11 protein-coding genes and 1 pseudogene are annotated in these 18042 nt (G+C 69.9%); 6 read left to right on the top strand and 6 right to left on the bottom strand.

Translation table 11 applies throughout. The features are described 5' to 3' along the window. The first annotated feature begins 51 nt into the window (after positions 1-51). Positions 52-765 carry a GntR family transcriptional regulator gene (locus tag AB0O34_RS25415; protein ID WP_363919344.1) on the top strand — a complete coding sequence of 238 codons (714 nt, stop codon included), beginning with the start codon at positions 52-54 and terminating at the stop codon, positions 763-765. 54 nt (positions 766-819) lie between these two features. On the opposite strand, the pseudogene AB0O34_RS25410 reads toward AB0O34_RS25415, so the two are convergent. Continuing rightward, positions 820-1188 (bottom strand): annotated as a pseudogene (locus AB0O34_RS25410) (hypothetical protein); the annotation flags it as partial. Positions 1189-1754: 566 nt separating this feature from the next. Here AB0O34_RS25410 and AB0O34_RS25405 point away from each other — a divergent pair. The 4 genes from AB0O34_RS25405 (at position 1755) to AB0O34_RS25390 (ending at position 5994) form a co-directional block, all read left to right on the top strand. After that, complete coding sequence (locus AB0O34_RS25405) at positions 1755-2507, top strand: SIS domain-containing protein (protein ID WP_363919342.1); 753 nt, start codon at positions 1755-1757, stop codon at positions 2505-2507. A 145-nt stretch (positions 2508-2652) separates the two neighbouring features. Then, complete coding sequence (ngcE, locus tag AB0O34_RS25400) at positions 2653-4080, top strand: N-acetylglucosamine/diacetylchitobiose ABC transporter substrate-binding protein (protein WP_363919340.1); 1428 nt, start codon at positions 2653-2655, stop codon at positions 4078-4080. Positions 4081-4122: 42 nt separating this feature from the next. Continuing rightward, a complete protein-coding gene (locus tag AB0O34_RS25395; protein WP_363919372.1) occupies positions 4123-5061 on the top strand; it encodes a sugar ABC transporter permease in 939 nt (312 codons plus the stop codon). Positions 5062-5073: 12 nt separating this feature from the next. After that, entirely contained in the window at positions 5074-5994 is a 921-nt protein-coding gene (locus AB0O34_RS25390; RefSeq protein ID WP_363919338.1) for a carbohydrate ABC transporter permease, read from the top strand. 37 nt (positions 5995-6031) lie between these two features. On the opposite strand, the gene AB0O34_RS25385 is transcribed toward AB0O34_RS25390, so the two are convergent. The 5 genes from AB0O34_RS25385 to AB0O34_RS25365 all read right to left on the bottom strand — a co-directional run bounded on the left by AB0O34_RS25385 (position 6032) and on the right by AB0O34_RS25365 (position 14919). Beyond that, positions 6032-6433: a hypothetical protein gene (locus tag AB0O34_RS25385; protein ID WP_363919336.1), complete on the bottom strand. Its 402-nt coding sequence runs from the start codon at positions 6431-6433 to the stop codon at positions 6032-6034. Positions 6434-6443: 10 nt separating this feature from the next. Then, a complete protein-coding gene (locus AB0O34_RS25380; protein ID WP_363919334.1) occupies positions 6444-6725 on the bottom strand; it encodes a WhiB family transcriptional regulator in 282 nt (93 codons plus the stop codon). Positions 6726-6896: 171 nt separating this feature from the next. Beyond that, positions 6897-11756 (bottom strand): SbcC/MukB-like Walker B domain-containing protein, encoded by a 4860-nt coding sequence (locus tag AB0O34_RS25375; protein ID WP_363919332.1) that lies wholly within the window; start codon positions 11754-11756, stop codon positions 6897-6899. Beyond that, on the bottom strand, positions 11753-13150 hold the full coding sequence (locus AB0O34_RS25370; RefSeq protein ID WP_363919330.1) for a DUF2398 family protein: 1398 nt from the start codon (positions 13148-13150) through the stop codon (positions 11753-11755). The genes AB0O34_RS25375 and AB0O34_RS25370 overlap by 4 nt, the downstream gene beginning before the upstream one ends. Continuing rightward, positions 13147-14919 (bottom strand): TIGR02677 family protein, encoded by a 1773-nt coding sequence (locus tag AB0O34_RS25365; RefSeq protein WP_363919328.1) that lies wholly within the window; start codon positions 14917-14919, stop codon positions 13147-13149. The genes AB0O34_RS25370 and AB0O34_RS25365 overlap by 4 nt, the downstream gene beginning before the upstream one ends. Before the next feature lie 603 nt (positions 14920-15522). Here AB0O34_RS25365 and AB0O34_RS25360 point away from each other — a divergent pair. Further along, complete coding sequence (locus AB0O34_RS25360) at positions 15523-17970, top strand: M14 family metallopeptidase (RefSeq protein ID WP_363919326.1); 2448 nt, start codon at positions 15523-15525, stop codon at positions 17968-17970. Positions 17971-18042 lie beyond the last annotated feature (72 nt).

Below are 18042 nucleotides of genomic sequence, written 5' to 3'. Positions count from 1 at the left end.
CCCGGATTCCGGCGCCGGACCTGCGGGGGTGCGTACCGAAAGGACGACCACGTGAGCGTGGCCCTCAAGCATCAGCGGATCACCGTCGAGCTCGAGAGGGAGATCCGTTCCGGCCGGGTGCCGCGTGGTGCCCGGCTTCCGGGTGAGCTGTCGCTCGCCCGGCGGTTCGGAGTCAGCCGCAACACGGTCCGTACCGCGCTCGCCGAGCTGAGCCAGGCCGGTCTGATCGCCACGCGGACGGGCAAGGGGTCGTTCGTCCTGTTCGACGGCCGCCCGCTGGATTCCCGGCTGGGATGGGCACGCGCGCTGGCCGCCCAGGGCGTGGAGACGAGGGTGCGGGTTCTCGGCATCACCGCCACGAGCGACGACGAGCTCGCCGCGCGCCTGAACCTCGACTCGCCGGAGGTGATCGCCGTCGAACACGTACGCGAGACCGCTGAGGGGGCCGTGATCTCGTACGAGCGCAGCTGCGTCCCCGCGATCGAGGGCCTTGAAGAGCTGCCCACCCGAGGGCTGGACGGCGGGTCGGTGATCGAGACGCTGGTCCGCGCCGGGCTGCATGCCGACCACGGCGAGCAGCGGCTCCGCGGGCGCCGGATCGACGACCGCGAGGCAGAGGTGCTCGAACGTGAGCCGGGCGAATGGTTCCTCGCCACCGAACGCACGAGCTGGACGGCCGACGGGCGGTTCGCCGAACACGTGCGCAGCCTCCTGGACCCCGAGCATTTCCAGCTCCACCTCGCCTTCAGCGAAACCGGCACATGACCCTCCCCCGTCCCGCCCCGGCGACGCGCCACACGACCCCATCTCCGTGTAACGGACTCCGGGCTCGAAGACGCGGACGATGTAGTCGAGCACGACCAGCCGCTTCTCGCGTCGCGTCGGGATCGCCCGCAACCGGCCTTCGACCAGGAACTTCTGGACGACCCTGTCCTCGGCCGAGACCGGGGCGACGGGTTTGGCCGTGGCGTGCAGCAACTCGCGGAACCGCTCCCGCCGCACCCGCCAGCCGTCCTCGGACTTTTCGGCGAGCCCGCCGCGTTCGAGCCGGTCGAGTGCCCGCCGCACGGCGTCCTGGTCGAGCCCGGAGGCGTCCGTCCCGCCGTTCAGGACGAGAGCGGAAAGGACCCGCAGCGTGTCGTCCTGGTAGAGCAGTCCAAGGACGCGCCTGACCTCTTCCTCGCTCATGATCTCCAGCCAATCGACTCAGACGATGATGTTCCGTACGGCCCGGACCCGCCGGGCGCGAGCCGACCCCCACATATGTTGCCCCCCAGCGGGCTCGCCGTTCCTTTCCCTCATCATTGTGGTCCCCAGCGGCCTTACGGGTCATAGCTTGGGCTGGCCTTCACCCGCGAGCGCGCGCGATCCTGGCCCGTTCGGAGAACGTGGGCCGTCCAGGCCGATCTGCGGCGGCCCGCGGAAATCCTCGGCGATCCCGCTGCCTACGGGCACTACATCGAGAACCTCGGCAACGACCCTCTGGTGTTCCCGGAGACGTTCCGCAACCCGCGCTTCGAGGACATCTCGCTGACCCAGTGGATGGCGGCCACGCCCGCGTGCTGTCGGGAATGTGATCGAGACGCTCTTGCTAAGCGGGCCACCGTGGGCAATTATTTTCATCCAATCGGCTGTGAATGAAAGGAATGATTGCGGCCTGCGGTGCGCCGCGCGTACGAGCGCGCTCACCAGGCAGTTCGAGCTCACGATCAGGGCCGTCCAAGGCCACCGCGTGGAGAGAGGAGCTGAGACGAGTGGACATCAGTGCCGCCGCCTACGTCCAGAAGGTCGAGAGGCTGGTGCACGACGTCGCCGCGAGCCAGGCATGGGCCGTGGGCGAGGCCGCGACCCTGCTCTGCGCCTGCCTGCGCGAGGGCGGGGTGATCCAGGCGTTCGGCTCCGGGCACTCCGAGGCGATCGCGATGGAGATCGCGGGACGCGCCGGCGGGCTCGTGCCCACCAACCGGCTGGCACTGCGCGACCTCGTGCTGTACGGCGAGGAGCCTCCCAGCGTGCTCCGCTCCACCGAGCTGGAACGGGACCCGTCGATCGCCCGCCGCATCTACGACCTCGCGCCCATACGGCCGCAGGACGCCTTTGTCATGATCTCCAGCTCCGGGGTCAACGGCTCGGTGGTCGAGCTCGCCTCGATCGTCAAGGAGCGCGGCCACGGGCTCATCGCGCTGACCTCGGTGCGGCACAGCAACGAGATGACTTCCCGCCACCCGTCCGGGCTCAAGCTCCTCGACCTCGCCGACGTCGTGCTCGACAACGGCGCTCCGTACGGTGACGCGGTCATGCCGCTTCCGGAGGGCGGCACCTTCGGAGCGGTGTCGACCATCACCTCCGCCCTGCTCGCGCAGATGGTCGTCGCCGAGGTGGTGCGGGAGCTGCTCAAGGCGGGCGAGGTGCCGCCGATCTACCGTTCGGCCAACGTCACCGGGGGTGACGAGCACAACCGGGCGCTCGAAAGCCGCTACGCCGGGCGGATCCGCCGCGGCGGCTGACGGGCGGCGGCTACCGAAGAGCCGTAGCTCTTGATCCAATGCATTGACACCAGGTTTGACCAGAGAATCCCCGCACCCGTACGAGGCTCTCCGGCGAAGAGGATCGCGAGGCCGCGGCGGAGGCTCCACCCCCCAGGAGGACTTCATGGCGGACAGCTCCTTTTCCCGGCGCGAACTACTGCGAAGCGCCGCCCTCGCCGGCCTGCTCCTTCCCGGGGCGGGCGCGCTCGCGGCGTGCGCGTCCCCGGCCGGCGGCGGCAACACCGCCGGGTCGCAGGCCCCTGCCACCGGGGCCAAGACGGCGGCGAACCCACTCGGCATCGCCGAGGACAAGCCCTTCGAAGTGGTGATCTTCGACGGCGGCTTCGGCGACGCCTACGCACGGGACATCCACGAGCCGCTGTTCAAGGGCAAGCACGCCAAGGTCGAGATCAAGCACACGGCCACGAAGGAGATCGCCAAGACGCTGCAGCCCCGGTTCGCCGGGGGCAACCCTCCCGAACTCATCAACAATTCCGGCGACAACGCGATGGACTTCGGCGCGCTGGCCCAGGACGGCCAGCTGCAGGACCTCGGCCCGCTGCTCGACGCTCCCAGCTGGGACGACCCGAATGTGAAGGTGCGGGACACGATCCTGCCCTCCGCCATCGAGCTCGGCACCTACGACGGCACTTTCTCCGTGCTGAACTACGCCAACACGGTGTGGGGCATCTGGTACTCCAAGAAGCTCTTCGGCGACAACGGCTGGGAGGTGCCCAAGACCTGGGACGAGTTCACCGCGCTGTGCGAGAAGATCAAGAAGTCCGGCAAGGCCGCGCCGTTCACCTACGCGGGAAAGCACCCCTTCTACATCTACGAGACGATCCTCACGCTCTCCGCCAAGATCGGGGGCGCCGATGTCCTGAAGAACATCGACAACCTGGCGGACGGCGCGTGGAAGGCCGAGCCGGTCGCGAAGGCCGCAGGCGCCTTCGCCGAGATCGGCGCCAAGTACCTGCTCCAGGGCACGGAGGGGCTGGACCACATCCAGACCCAGACGGCGCAGAACAAGTACGAGGTGGCCATGCTGCCCAACGGGTCGTGGCTGGAGAACGAGCAGAAGGACACCACCCCGGCCGACTTCGGCTACGCCATGTTCCCGCTCCCCTCGTTCACCGACTCCGACGCGCTGCCGTACGGCACGCTGCACTCCCGGCCCGGTGAGGAGTACTTCGTGGCCGCCAGGTCGGCGAACCCGCTCGCCGGCGTGGAGTACATGCGCGCCATGCTCTCCAAGGAGGGCGCGGGCAAGTTCACCGAGCTGGTCAGCACCCTCACCGTGGTGAACGGCGCGGCGGACGGTCGTACGCTCAAGCCCGGCCTGCAGAGCGCCGCCTCGGCCCTGAAGGAGGCGGGGACCAATGTCACCTACTTCCGGTTCCGCCAGTGGTACAAGGAACTGCACGACGAGGTGGCCGCCGCGACCGGCCAGCTCATGTCGGGCCGGCTGAAGGTGGCCGAGTGGGCCGACCGGTGCCAGAAGAAGTCCGACGAGATCAAGAACGACTCCTCGGTCAAGAAGTTCACCCGCTGACCGAAGCGGTCCACCGGAGCGGCAGGAAAGGCGGTGAGCAGGATGACGAACGGCAGGACGCGCGTGGCGAGAAGGACCGACTTCACCAGGGCGCGGTTCATCGCGGGCTTTCTCTCGGTTCCGGTGCTGCTCTACCTGATCTACGTGATCTCCCCGTACGCGCAGGCCTTCTACATCGCGATGACCAACTGGCGGGGCGTGAGCGCCAGCCCCCGGTTCGTCGGGCTGGAGAACTTCCAGAGGCTGCTGGGCGACGGCACCTTCTGGACGGCGGTCGGCCACAACGGCCTGCTGCTGGTCCTGCTGCCCCTGCTCACCATCGCGATCGCCCTGTTCTTCGCCTTCCTTCTCAACGCCGGCGGGACGGCAGGGGGCGTGTCCGGCATCTGGGGTTCGAGGTTCTACCGCGTGGTGTTCTTCTTCCCCCAGGTGCTGGCGGTCGCGATCGTCGCCGTCCTGTTCCAGCAGGTGTTCCGGCCGGACCGGAGCGGCATGCTGAACGCACCGCTCATGGCACTCGGGCTGGAGCCCGTCGGGTTCCTGTCGAATCCGGATGTGGCGTTCTGGTCGATCCTGGGCGTTCTTGTCTGGCAGGCTGTCGGGTTCTACGTGGTGCTCTTCTCGGCCGGCATGGCCTCCATCCCGCGCGAGATGTACGAGGCCGCCCAGATCGACGGGGCGGGACGCGTCCAGCTGTTCTTCCGGGTCACGCTGCCCCTGCTCTGGGACACCGTGCAGGTCGGGCTGATCTATCTCGGCATCGCCGCACTGGACGTGTTCGCCATCGTGTGGGTGATGACGGCCGAGCACGGCGGGCCCGACCACTCCACGACGGTGATGGCCGCCGAGATCTACCGCAACGCGTTCCAGTACTTCAAGTTCGGCTACGCCTCGGCCATGGGCGTGGTGCTGTTCTTCTTCACGGTCGCCTTCGCGGTGCTGGCGATGCGCCTGTCGCGTCGCGAGCGGATCGAGTTCTGAGGGGGCCTGGCAATGGTTTCGCGGGCGGAGAAGGTGACGCTCAGCCGGAGCGCGGCGCGCGAGTGGCGCAGGATCCGGCTCGGGCCGCTGTCGGGGCTGTCCCACCTCGCGCTGATCGTGTGGACCGTGCTCGTGGTGGTGCCCATCGTCTGGACGTTCCTCGCCTCGGTGAAGAGCGAGGACGAGATCTTCGGCAGCGCCTGGTCGCTCCCCGCCACCATGCGCTGGGACAACTGGGCCCGGGCCTGGGACCACGCCCACGTCGGCCAGTACATGGTCAACAGCGTCGTGATCGTGGCGTTCGGCACATTCGGCACCATGCTGTTCGGCTCGATGGCGGCGTACGTGCTCGCGCGCTACCGGTTCCGGGGCAACCGGGCCATCTACCTGCTGTTCGTCTCCGGGCTGGCCTTCCCGGTGTACCTGGCGCTGACGCCGCTGTTCTTCGTGGTGCAGAACATGGGGAACATCCCGCTGATCGGCCAGTTCATCGGGCTGGACACGCGGGGCGGGCTGGTGCTCGTGTACATCGCGTACTCGCTGCCGTTCACGGTGTTCTTCCTGTCGGCGTTCTTCCGCACGCTTCCGCACGCGGTGGCGGAGGCGGCGTTCGTGGACGGGGCGTCCCACAGCCGGGTGTTCTTCCAGATCATGCTACCCATGGCCCGACCGGGCATCGTCAGCATCACGATCTTCAACATCCTCGGCCAGTGGAACCAGTACCAGATACCGCTGGTCCTGCTCAGCGGCCAGTCCAAGGACAAGTGGGTGATCACCCAGGGCATCGCGGACATCTCCACGGCAGCGGGCTACGACGCCGACTGGTCGGCGCTGTTCGCCGCGCTGAGCATGGCGATCCTGCCCATGCTGATCGTGTACACGATCTTCCAGCGCCAGATCCAGGCCGGGCTCACCGCCGGAGCGCTCAAGTAGCCCGGAACCTGATCCATGAGGCTGGGCGGGATGGCGGTCAGCCGCGGAGGCGCTTTTTCATCTCCGCCTCGTAGATGTGCCGCCGGCCCTGCGCCAGCTGGTTCCTGATCCGCTCCTCCAGGTCGACGAAGCAGCGCCGGTAGCCGTCGTCGTACTCCTCGACGATCTGGAAGGTCCACCGGCCGGCGAGCACATCGCGGCCGAGCAGGTCGGCGCCCACCGCGTCGGCATGGTCGCCGTGCCCCGCCTCGCGAAGCAGGCTCACCGCCTCCTCCAGCATCAGGTGGGCACCGCCGGTCAGCTGGTGGAAGGCGTACAGGTGACCTCGTGCCCGCTCGGCGGTCTCCAGGGCCTCCGACAGCTTGCCGAGCGCCTCGACGGTGGTGTCGTCCATCCCGGCGGGCCGCCGGTGGTCCGGATCTGGGACATACGCGTTCATGAGCTGATCACTACCCGGCTCGGACGCGCCAATCCTGGCTCCGGGCGGCGCGGGCCCTGCGCTCGTCGGGATCGGTGCCTCCCCAGATGCCGTGCTCCTGGCGGCTCGTCACCGCGTAGTCCAGGCAGGCTGTCCGCACGGGGCAGCGGCGGCAGACCGCCTTGGCCCTCTCGTGCTGAACGTGGCCAGGCCCCTTGGCGGAGATCGGGAAGAAGAGCTCCGGATCCTCGCCGCGACAGGCGGCACGACGCAGCCACGAAACAGCAGGTATGACAGTGTCCTGGATGACCATATCTATCCAATACGAGTGAGTGAACGTAACGGCTTCCGGCTCAGCCCGAGAAGTCGCGTGCCCGCTCTGATCGCGTTGACACCTCTTTTTAGGGATAAATGCACCAACTCAATTCGGCTGTTTCGGTCCTGACGTATTAGCGCGTTTCTGTCGCCCGTACCCACTCGCCCGTCACGCCAGGGCCTCCTGCTCGTCGAGGTCGTCCTCGTCGTCGGGGTAGAGGGTGTCCTCCTGCGAGCCGGGCGGGGCGTGCCGCCGGGGGGTGAACCCGAGGAGCTCCTTGACCAGCTCGTCGTTGCCCGCGTACCCGGCGTCGGCGTCGAAGACCTGGGCTCCGTCCCAGAGCGCGAGGATGGTCGACACCGTGCGGAGCTCGCTGTCGTGCAGCAGGTCGTAGTGCGCGATCATCGGCACGGTGGGGTACGTGCACCACAGGTCGTGGCCGGTCATGAAGAGGTCGAGATCGAACTGAACGGTCAGCCCGAGAAGCTCGGGTTTGTAGTTGTCGTCGATCCCGGCGAACGCCTCGTCGAGGGCGATCACCCGTGGGCACGAGGCCCGTCCCGACGAGTAGAGCGCGTTGGCGGCGGCGAACAGCGGGAGGTGGATCGAGGCGGACTTCTCGCCACCCGACATCTGCGAATGCTTGGCCCGGGTCAGCCGGACCTCGGGCTCTCCGCGCCGCGCCATCAGCAGCTCGAAGGTGTACCAGGAACGGTAGTCGAGGACGCCGGCGAGCGCCTCCTTGTAGGTCGCGCGGGAGTTCCTCCCCCGGTAGTCCCTGAGCATCTGCCGGAGGTGGCCGCGCAGCGTGGCGAGCCCCTGGTGCCCGAGCGCCGCCGCGTCGCGCACCAGCAGGGCCGCCACGGCACGCTGCCTGTCGTCGATCTTGTCGGACTGGACCCAGCGGATGCCGATCGTCGCGCCGGAGGACATGGGCTTGGAACGGGTGTCGGCGTTCATGCCTCGCACCAGATCCTTCGCGGCGACGACGCGGGAGTGGATCTGCTGTGCCAGCCCTGTCAACAGCTCGTCCTCAAGGACGGTGCGCTCGCGTTCCTCAAGGAGCACTCCCTGCTCCCCGGCACGCTCGGCGACGCCACGGGCGAACGCCGACACCGGACCCCGGCCGTCGGCGTCGATGACGTGGACGGTCAGCACCGCGCCGGGCTCCCAGTCGAGCCGGTAGTCCTCCTGACACCTCTCCAGGGCCGCCTGGAAGTCGCGCAGGGCGTTGGAAATGCGGTCCAGGGTGTTCTTCAGCGTGGCGTCGGTGACCGCGCGCCCTCCCTGCGTCGCCGCGTCGTAGGCGTCGATGATCGCCAGAGCGTCGCCCGGCAGGGTCGCGCGGACCGCCTCCCGTGGATCGGGCGAGGACTCGGCCAGCATCAGCTCGGCGACACCCTCCGCCTCCCGCTCCGGCCCCCGAGGGTGGTTCTCCAACGGCCAGGGCGTGGGGTCGGTGACTCCGACCAGCGGGCGAAGGTCGGCCTGGGTGTAGGGGACGAACTCGGCGATCTGCTCGGCCATGCTCAGGAAGGCGCCGGCGAGGGCCTCGCGCCCGTGTTCGAGATCGGCCCCAGCGAGCACCTCGGCCTCCCGCTCGCGGGTCGCCACCTGCTCCTGCTCGCTTCGGGTCGTACGCGCCAGGACGATCAGGCGCTCGGTCTCCGTGATCTGCCGGAGCACCTCCTTCAGGTCGGCGTCGAACGTGCGCTCCAGCGTCTCCAGCCGTTCGACCAGGACGGCGTGCGCCGCCTCGCGCGCGCCGAGGGCCATCTCGGCCTCGGCCTGTTCGTGGCTCAGCCGCTCGACGGTCTCCTCGCGCTCCGCGAGGTCACCCTGCGCCGTGACGATCTTCTCCCGCTCGGCGCACAGGCCCTCGGCCGCGCGCAGCAGGTCGTCGAGCGCCTGCGCGACGGCGTCGACCTCGCGGGGGTCGCGGGGCATCGCCAGCTCGGCGGCGGCCTGCCGGAGCCGCCTGGTCGCCGCGCCCACCTCGGCGACCGCACTGTCGACGTGCTTCGCGGTCTCGCCGAGCCGTGCTCGCGCCACCGCCAAGCGGGTGGCCCGATCGGCGACCCCACCCGCGGCCGTGACGATCGGCCCGGTCTCGGGCAGCTCTTTCCTGGCAAGGCCGAAATCGGCCACGAGCCCGTTGAGGCGCTCGGATTCCTCGCCCAACCCCTGCTGGGTCTCGACGTGCGCCGCGATGAGCCGGTCGTACTCGGCGACGCGCACCAGACGGCGAGCCGCCCGGTTGGTGGCCCCGATGTACTCCGCCGCCGCCTTCGGCCGCCCGCCGACATAGGGACCGAACCCGAAACGAGCTCCTCCACCGACCGCCAGAACCGGCCCGACCGCCAGAACCGAGCGCTCCCCGCCCCCGGCACCACCCCCCGCCTCATCCCGAGCCCCCGCGTTGAACACAACCCCGGCCTCGTCCCGAGCCCCCGCGCTGACCTCAGCCCCCGCCTCGTCCGCAGCCCCCGCCTCGTCCCGAGCCCCCGCGTTGACCTCAGCCCCCGCCTCGTCCCTCGGACGTCCAGCGGAGGCCGTCTCCGGTTCTCGGGCGAGAGCGTCGTCGAGGGCGATCGAGCGCAGGATGGCCTCGATGACATCGGCGGGCACCATGCTCTGCCGCTCGGCGACGAGAATGCCGTCGAGGGTCTGCCCCTGTGGGCGCTCGTCCTCGGGCAGGGGGACCAGGTATCCGTCCGCCTCGCCCTCGGCCAGCGCCGCGACGGTGAGCCGCGGATCGGGATGGATCCAGGCCGTCAGCAGCCCCGCCCCGTACAGGGCGCCCTCGATGCCGGCGGCGGCACACTCGTCCACCTCGTCGGCGAACCGGACGAGCCGCCAGAGCGGCGCGCCTGGGCGCCCGTCGCGGGCGGCCGTGCGCAGGTCGTTGGGGGGAGGCGCGTCGTCGCGCTCGGCGGCCACCGCCTCCCGTTCGGCGCGCAGATCTCGCAGGAGCTTTGTGACGCGCGCCTCCTCGGCGGCCACGTGGGCTCTGGCCTCGATCACCGCGGCACGGCGTTCCTCGGTCAGCTCCCCGAAGACCTCCGGCAGCCTGCGCGCCCCAGCCTCCCCGATCTCCCCCAGCGTCTCCTCCAACACCGCCAGATCACCAGCACCGACCACCGCGACCTCACCGACCGACGGTCCGGCAGCACCGACCACCGCGACCTCACCGACCGACGTTCCCGCAGCACCGCCAACCACGACCTCACCGACCGACGTTCCCGCAGCACCACCGACCGCGACCTCACCGACCGACGTTCCCGCAGCACCACCGGCCGCGACCGCGCCCGGACCATCAGCCGTGGCCGCCGCCACCGCTGGATGCACGGCCACGAGCCAGCGCTGGGCCCATCGCGTCAGTGCCTCTTTGGCGGCGTGGCGTGATCGGTCGAGCCTGTCCTGGGCGGCGGACAGCTCTTCCTCGCCCGCGGTCACCGCCCGGTCGGCCTCTTCAGCCGCCGTCTCGGCGCGCTTCCGTTTCGCTTCGGCCCCATCGAGCGTGGCCAGATGCCCACGTACCGTCTCGACGTCGCCGCGCCGGGCCGTGACCTTCGACCTGGCCAGTGCAAGGCTCTCCCGCGGAGAAATGAGACTCTCCTGCGGAGAAGCACCGGAGCCACCGCCACCACCGGCGATATGACCTCCCTCGGAGGTCACACCAACGTCGGAGTGCCCGTCTGCGGGTGTGGGGTCGGCGGTGTCCGTTACGCCGGCGCGGCCGGCGGAGTCGGCCATCTCGTTGAGGTGACGGTCGGCCTTGTCGCGGGCGTCTCGCAACCGGTCGGCCGCCTTGCCGGCCTCGGTGCCGAGCCTGGCGATGTGGCCACGCACCTGGGTGAGGCGCTGTCGCTCCCTCGCGATGCCCGCGCCGTCGTCGGCGATCTGGCGGCGCAGCCCGTCGAGCTCTCCTCTGGCCTTGTACGCCTCGTGCTGCTTCAGCACGGCCAGCCTGCCGTCGTACTTGGCCAGCTCGGCCTCCGCGGCCTCGCGCCCGGCCGTGGCGGCGGCGCGAGCCGTACGGGCGCGTCGCAGCTCGGACGCCGCCCGGGCGATGCGGGAGGCGCAGCTCGCCGCCCCCTCTAGCCGCTCGCGGATGCGGTCGAGGTGGTGCCGGACATGTGCCCGCAAGTACGCGGTGTAGTGGCCGAGGAACTCCTTGACGGCACTGTCGGCGAGGGTGAGGTCGTCGAAGAGGCGCTGCACGGCGGCGAGGTTCTCGAAGTCGCGCGCGGCCTGCTCGACCAGGACGGCGTCGACGGGGCTGAGCCCGGCGCTGAGGGTGTCGGACACCTTCACCGGGTCGAGATCCTTGGCGAGCAGCGGGCGGCGCAGCGCCAGGAGCAGGTCGAGAAGCTGGGCGTACCGCTCCTTGCCGAGCCCGAACAGGTGTGCGTCGACCGCGGCCCGGTAGTCGGTCGCGGTCCTGTGCCTGGCTCCGGGCTCCAGCACCGCTTTGAGCTGCTTCTCGGTGAGGGGCCGCGAGTCGGCGGACAGCAGCCCGAAGTCCACGCCGACGCGCCTGCCCGTCACGAAGAACGAAGGCGTGACGCCGTCGCGGTGACGGTGAGCCCGCAGCCCGATGATCAGCGTGACCGCGTCCCCACCCCTTGGCCCGAGCTCTCGCTCACCACCCCCGGCTTCCCGGTCAACGGCCTCGGCGTCGTCTGTGTCGGGGTCGTACGCGTAGGCATCGTGGGCCTCGTCCGTGTCGTCGGAGTCTTGGGTGAACTCCATCCATACGTAGCCGTACTCTGCTTCCTGGCCGCGGTAGAGGAGGTTGGACTTCATGGTGCGGTTCTCGCCGCTGAAGGGGTCGAGGCGCCTGGCGTCGCTCACGCCGTCGAGCACGAAGGGGAACAGCACCTCCAGGGCCTTGGTCTTGCCGGAACCGTTGTGCCCGCGCAGCACCAGTCGCCCGTCGGCGAAGACGAACTCCTCGTCGATGTAGTCCCAGATATTGATCACACCTGCGCGCGACGGTTTGAAGCGGCCGGATGCGGGTGTCATGAAAGGGATTCCTCCGGAAGAGACGGCGAGAGGTGCAGGCCGAGCTGGCCCTGGTTGTGGCGCCTGTCGGGCAGCGCCAGCGTGATGTTGCGGTAGCGGGCGAAGGCCGGGAGCAGCAGCACGCCGCCCGGATGTCGCCGGACCAGCCGGAGCTCGGTGAGGAGCGTCACCGCGGCGTCGAGCAGACCCTCTGGATCGTGCTGCCACATGCTGGAGAACGAGGCCGCGCCCAGCTCCTCGTACAGCTCGCCGACCATCGCCGCCAGCCGTGCCCCCTCGACCAGCGCCACCTCGGCGGAGGGAGGGATGCCGGCGCCCGGCTCCGCGCCGGGGGGCGGGGCCCACGCGAGCTCGCGGACGACCCCGGCCCGGGGAAGGGCGGAGTCGATGCGCGCGAGCAGGTCGCGCTGGTCGTCGGCGTCGCTCGGCAGGTCGTGGAACGTCACCGAGGAACGCTCAACGGGATCTTCGAGCAGGTCGGCCATCTTCGCGAGCAGGAGACCCGCCGCACGGTTGACCGCCCCGCCCCGCCCGGGGAACGGCTTGTCGGTGAAGCGTCCCCCAGCGTCCGCGAGCATGACGCCCTCCGCCCGGCACTCCACGGCCAGCCCGGTCAGCCGCGCCAGGTCGGCGGCGAGGTCGGGCTGCCGCAGGAAGCCGGCGACCTCGGGGTCGACCTGGGCGAAGTAGACGACCGGGTGCTCGACGAGGAGCCGGCGGGCACGGCGTGCCGCGTCTTCGGGACGCACGCGGCCGCCGGAACTCTCAAGCAGGCCCGCCGCGCTGGTCAGGTGCTGCACCGGGCGCGCGGGCTTGAACACGACCGCGCAGATGTCGTGGTCGATGTCGAAGAGCGCGTCACCCCGCTCGGTGTCGTGCGCCCAGGCGTCCAGCGAGCCGTCGGAGAGCCGCAGGGCGCCGCGCTCGACCAGCCAGTCGAGGCAGTCGACCACCGCGGCCTTGTGCGCGCTGACGGTCGGATCGAACCCGAGCCCCTCGATCGTGTTGGCCGCCGGGGCGAAGGCCCGTACGAGGTCGGCCAGGCTGATCTCCACGCGGGACCGCTGGAACAGCGCCAGCACCAGGCACAGGTAAGCCAGGCGGCGCCGGTCGAACGGCTTACCCTTCTTGGCGAACAGCAGCCTCTGGGTCTCGTCGAACGCGTCGAGCCTGCGCACGACCCGGACCTGCGTGGTGGTCGCGATCACGGTGTACCCGAACAGCTCGCGCAGGTCACGGGTGAGCTGGTCGGCCCAGTGAAGCACCTGCTCAAGGGCGCCGGGGCGCGGACGGGCCGAGGTGATCAGGTCGTTGGTCAGGGCCAGACGCACGGCCTGCTGGTAGGAGCCCAGCTCGCTCGGAAGGACCCCCGCCGCCGCACCCCGCCCCCTCATCGCCGCACCCCGCCGGCGTGCGGGCGCTCGTCACACTCACCGGAGCGCGGAGACTCGTCATACTCACCGGCACGCGGGGACTCGTCATGCTCACCGGCGGGCGAAGGCCGGTCGTTCTCACCTGAGTGCTGGTGCTGGTCGTACTCGGCGGCGGGCGCGGGCTTGCCGTTCTCGCCGGCCTTCGGTGTCGGGGCGGTGCTGGTGGCGCCGCGCGCACGCTCGCGGAGGGCTCCGGTGGCGTGTGCGGCCGGTTCGAGGTCGAGCCGGAGGCCCGGCAGGTGGAGGACCCCGTGAACGGTGCGCACCGTGCTTCCACCCGGCTCGGGGACCAGGCGCACCGTCATCGCCTCGTTGCCCCCGGAGGCGGATCGCAGCCGGCCGGCCACGACGGTGCGAGCCTCCAGCGCACGCGTCAGCAGCCGCAGGACCACGCGGGTCTCGGCCTCGTCGAGGACGCGCCCGTGGACTCCCTCCTTCACCAGCCCCTCAGCGGCCTCACGCTCGGCGGCGCGGCCGGACGCCTGCCGCCGGCGCAGCTCACCCCGGATGCCGGCCCGCCCACGGACCGGCTGCGGGACGCCGGGAGTGGGGGCCTTGCCCCGGCGGAACAGGGGCACGGAGATCTCGACCCCTGGCGCGTCCCACCAGGTGGAGCGGACGGAGATGACCTCGGCGTCGTCGTGGGCGCCTCCCAGATGGCGGGCCGTGCGGGAGTTGAACGCGGCCGTCATCAGGGCGTGGGCGGCCCCCTCGTCGGGCACGTTGAAGACCCACTCGGCCAGGTGCCGGAGCTGGGTGGACCGGTTGACGCCGCCCCGCTGGGCCTCGGCGATCTGCCGCAGCAGCGCGATGACGCTCGACACGCCGGTGCGGGTGGCGGCGCGCAACTCGGCGGCGCGCGAGGACTCGGCCCCGTCGGCGGCGAACCACGCGCGCAGCACCGCCCAGCGGCGGCGCCAGTCGTCGAGCCTGTCGCCGTAGTGCATGAAGAGCCGCTCGTCGGCCGCGGCGGCCCGGCCGAGCATGGTCTCGACGCCCGTCCGCTCGACATCGCGGACCGCCTTGTCGAGACGGGGCAGGTAGCGATCGAGCTCGGCCATGAAGTCGGTCATGTGCGTGAGCAGGGTGTTCTTGTAGCGGAGGAAGGCCTCGGGGGACGCGTCGGTCGACCGGGTGATCTCACCGAGGGTGAGGTGGAACCGGGCGGAGCGGCGCGCCATATCCTCCATGACCGCGTCGAGACGGGAGAGCCTTCGCCAGACCTGCTCGCCGTGGCCCGACCGGTTGGCCCCGGCCAGCGCCTTGAGGTCCTCCAGGATGTCGGAGAAGACCAGCCGCGACAGGTTGGCATCCTGCGGCCGTGCGGCGAGGACCTCCTCGACGGCCACGAACGCCTGGTAGCCCAGCTCGCTGAACTGGTAGACCGACTGGCGGTTGCGGTAGCGGACGAGGCTGCCGGCGCGGGAGGCGTCTTCGAGCCGGTGGACGACGCCGTCGCCGGCGAGCGCGTCGAGCCGGGACCGGAGGTTCTCGTCGGCGGAGGGCGCGTCGTCATAGGCGGCGCCGAGCTCGGCGAGCACGCGGGCGACGTCGTCGGGATGGGCCTGGAGCTGGTGGACGGCCCGGAGGCGGTCCATGGCGCGCAGCACCCAGAGGTAGACCTGGTGGTCGTCGCGCCGGGTGAAGTTGAACAGGCGGAAGCGGTCGCTCACGGCGAACGCGTCCAGGTCGAAGGCGCGTGACGCGCCCGTGACAGCTCTCTCCGTCATCCCCAACTCCCCCGGCCGGCCGTGAGGTCGCTCGGAGAAACGACCTCTGGCGGCGATCAGCACCCCACCGGGGCCAGACCCCGGCACACCTCACCTCGCACGCGGCGAGCCCCTGTGCGGGCACAGGGTCGATCACACTCATGGATACACGAAGATCTCACCTCCAGAAGCAGCACGGCCCGTGCCTGTGGACGAACGCGGAGTGCTCCACAGGCCACGCACGATCTTGCTCGTGACCGGCCGTCGTCGCACCTCGCCGCCATTGATAGCGCCCCCGACCGACAATTTCCGGCCGACACCGGGGAGGCGCCCCGCGCACGGCGAAGACGGCGGCACGACGGGCGTCCGCACGGCCGGGGGCACGCCGGGCGGCCACAGACGCAAGGGCCGCGCCACACCGAGCGTGATCAGCAACACACGAACCAAAGCTGAGCGGTATGTCCCGAAATTTCACATCAAACCCTCTAACAATGCCTGTTAGTCAGAAATGTCGCCTTTGGGTCTTGACGAAAGATCTTTAGTTGGCAAAGACTCCTCACCACCTGCGTGCTTCGACCCGGTACGACCCCCTGACCGGGTCCGCATGCCAACAGGAGGAATCTCTTGAGGAGTTCTCTCACCAGTAGAAGAGCCGGTCGCCTCGCGGCCGGCCTCGCACTACCCGTCGTTCTGACCTTCACGGCACTGCCCGTTCTCGCGGCCCCAACGCCCTCCCCCAGCTCCGTCACACCGGACCGGCAGTCCAGCACCGTCCAGGACGGCGTCGCCCTGCTGCGCATCGTCGTCCCCGACGAGGCCGGCGTGGAGCGGCTCAACGCCCTGGGCGTCGACCTGGCCGAGTACAAGAAGCCTCTCGACAACGGCATCGAGGTGCACGCCGTACTCAGCCCGCAGGAGGCCGACGACCTCCGCGCCAAGGGGTTCGACGTACGCGGCTCCATCTCAGACCAGGCGGACGCCGTCGCGAACCAGTCCGAGCGGCAGTCCGCCATGAAGTCCGCGGACGCGGCGGAGGCGACCACCGACAAGCTGACCGCGCTCCGCGCCGAGTGGTTCACCAGCACCGACAACCAGCGCTTCATCTCCGTCGAGGTGAAGTCGAGCGCCACCGACGCGGAGACGGTGCTCACCGCTACCTGGGACAGCGGCCCCAAGACCGCCCCCGACTCCGGCGGCACCGCGACGATGTCGCGGTTCACCGACGCCGGGCAGTACATGTACCACCGGTTCAACTCGCCCCTGCCCGTCACGCAGGCGCCCACGAAGGTCACCGTCACCAGCAACCGCGGCGGCACCGTCACGGTGCCGGTGACCAAGTGGCTGGGTGACAAGCGCAAGGCCCCGAACAAGCACTACGTCCAGGACTTCGTCGACCACTACATGGATCCGACCGAGACCACCGGCCGGTTCACCTCCCTGGCGGCGCAGTTCCCGAAGATCTCGCAGATCGTCGACCTGCCGAACAAGACGAACGGCTACCGCCGCGCCGCGCAGGCGCAGTTCGGCACCGTCACGGCCAGCACGCTGTACGTGACCTCCAAGGCCTTCGGCTCCGAGGGCGGCAACGACATCAGCGTGGCGCTGGTGAAGCCGGACGCCGCCTCCAGCGCGCTCAGCGTGTCGGTGAACGGCAAGGACGTGGTGGTCAACCTCGCCACGGACGGGTCCAACGCGATCAGCAGCACCGCCGCCCAGGTGGTGGCCGCGCTGAACGGCGACGCGGCGGCCTCGGCCCTGCTCGGCGCCAGCACGTACCGGGGCAACGCGGGCGCCGGCCTGGTCGCCGCCGCCCCGGCGACCAAGCTGACCGACAACCTCAAGGCCCCGGCGACCATCAAGCGCGAGCCGTTCCAGATGAAGGCGCTGCGCATAGGCAAGAAACGGGACGGCTCCAAGGTGGGCGTGTTCCTCTACTGCCAGGAACACGCACGCGAGTGGGTCACCCCGCTGGTCTGCGTGGAGACCGCCGAGCGCCTGCTGCGCAACTACTCGCGCGACGAGCGCACGAAGAAGCTGGTCGACAACCTCGACATCTTCGTCGTCCCGTCGGTCAACCCCGACGGCGCGCACTACTCGATGTACGACTACAACATGCAGCGCAAGAACATGACGAACCACTGCTCCGCCACCGCGTCCGACCCCGCGTCGCGGAACTCCTGGGGCGTGGACCTGAACCGGAACTTCTCGGTCGGTTCGCTCTTCGACGGCTACAACGGAGCCTCGGCGAGCTGCACCAGCGCCACGTACGCCGGGCCCGCCGAGCTGTCGGAGCCTGAGGCGCGCAACGAGGTCTGGCTGACCAACCAGTTCCCGAACATCAAGTTCGCGATGAACACCCACTCCTACGGCGGCTACTTCATGTGGCCTCCGGGCGCGTACAAGACCGAGGGCCGCGAGCTGCTGCCGCGCGCGGACTTCGGCACGGAGAACTTCTTCTGGGACGCCTCCAGCCACATCCTGTCCTCGGTGCAGGCCTGGCGCGGCACGGCGATCTGGCCCGGCCGCACGGGCCCGGTCCCGGACGTGCTGTACTCGGCGGCGGGCAACAGCGCCGACGAGCACTGGTTCAACCGCGGCATCATCGGCTGGGACTTCGAGGTGGGCGCGGATCGCTACAACCCGACCACCAAGCAGTTCGAGGCGGTCGGCTTCCAGCCCACCTTCACGGAGGGCCACGAGGAGGCGATGGAGTTCGCCGGCGGCCAGATCGCCATCCTGGAGGTCGCCCGGGCGTTCGCGGACGACAAGCAGAACCCCGACTCGAAGATCGATGTGACCGGACGCACCGACACCTCGACGACGTTCACCTTCAAGATCGACGAACCGGCGAACGTGTACTACACGCTGGACGGCAGCCGTCCGACGCTGAGCTCGCCGAAGCTCACGTCCTCCGGGATGCGCGAGGGAACCCAGCAGATCACGATCGGCAAGACCACCGAGGTTCACTGGTTCTCGGTGGACATCGCCGGCAACGTCGAGAAGAACTACCGCCCCGACGGCAACGGCGGCAACTACAGGAAGGAAAAGGTCGAGGTCCGCAAGGTCCGCTAGCCGCGGGCCGTGACCACGGCGAACGGCCGCGCGCACAAGTCGCGGCCCTGTAGAGGCACCAGAGCATGACCA

The sequence above is a fragment of the Sphaerisporangium sp. NPDC088356 genome (genome assembly GCF_040685555.1).
In the GTDB taxonomy this organism is placed as follows: domain Bacteria; phylum Actinomycetota; class Actinomycetes; order Streptosporangiales; family Streptosporangiaceae; genus Sphaerisporangium.
The sequence above is the reverse complement of the archived record's forward strand: the minus strand, read 5'-3'. Positions and strand labels throughout refer to the sequence as shown.

Coding starts and splice junctions, on each gene's coding strand:
- AB0O34_RS25365 (WP_363919328.1), bottom strand. CDS start 14,919: ATGACGGAGAGAGCTGTCACGGGCGCGTCACGCGCCTTCGACCTGGAC.
- AB0O34_RS25370 (WP_363919330.1), bottom strand. CDS start 13,150: ATGAGGGGGCGGGGTGCGGCGGCGGGGGTCCTTCCGAGCGAGCTGGGC.
- AB0O34_RS25380 (WP_363919334.1), bottom strand. CDS start 6,725: ATGGTCATCCAGGACACTGTCATACCTGCTGTTTCGTGGCTGCGTCGT.
- AB0O34_RS25390 (WP_363919338.1), top strand. CDS start 5,074: ATGGTTTCGCGGGCGGAGAAGGTGACGCTCAGCCGGAGCGCGGCGCGC.
- ngcE (WP_363919340.1), top strand. CDS start 2,653: ATGGCGGACAGCTCCTTTTCCCGGCGCGAACTACTGCGAAGCGCCGCC.
- AB0O34_RS25395 (WP_363919372.1), top strand. CDS start 4,123: ATGACGAACGGCAGGACGCGCGTGGCGAGAAGGACCGACTTCACCAGG.
- AB0O34_RS25375 (WP_363919332.1), bottom strand. CDS start 11,756: ATGACACCCGCATCCGGCCGCTTCAAACCGTCGCGCGCAGGTGTGATC.
- AB0O34_RS25385 (WP_363919336.1), bottom strand. CDS start 6,433: ATGAACGCGTATGTCCCAGATCCGGACCACCGGCGGCCCGCCGGGATG.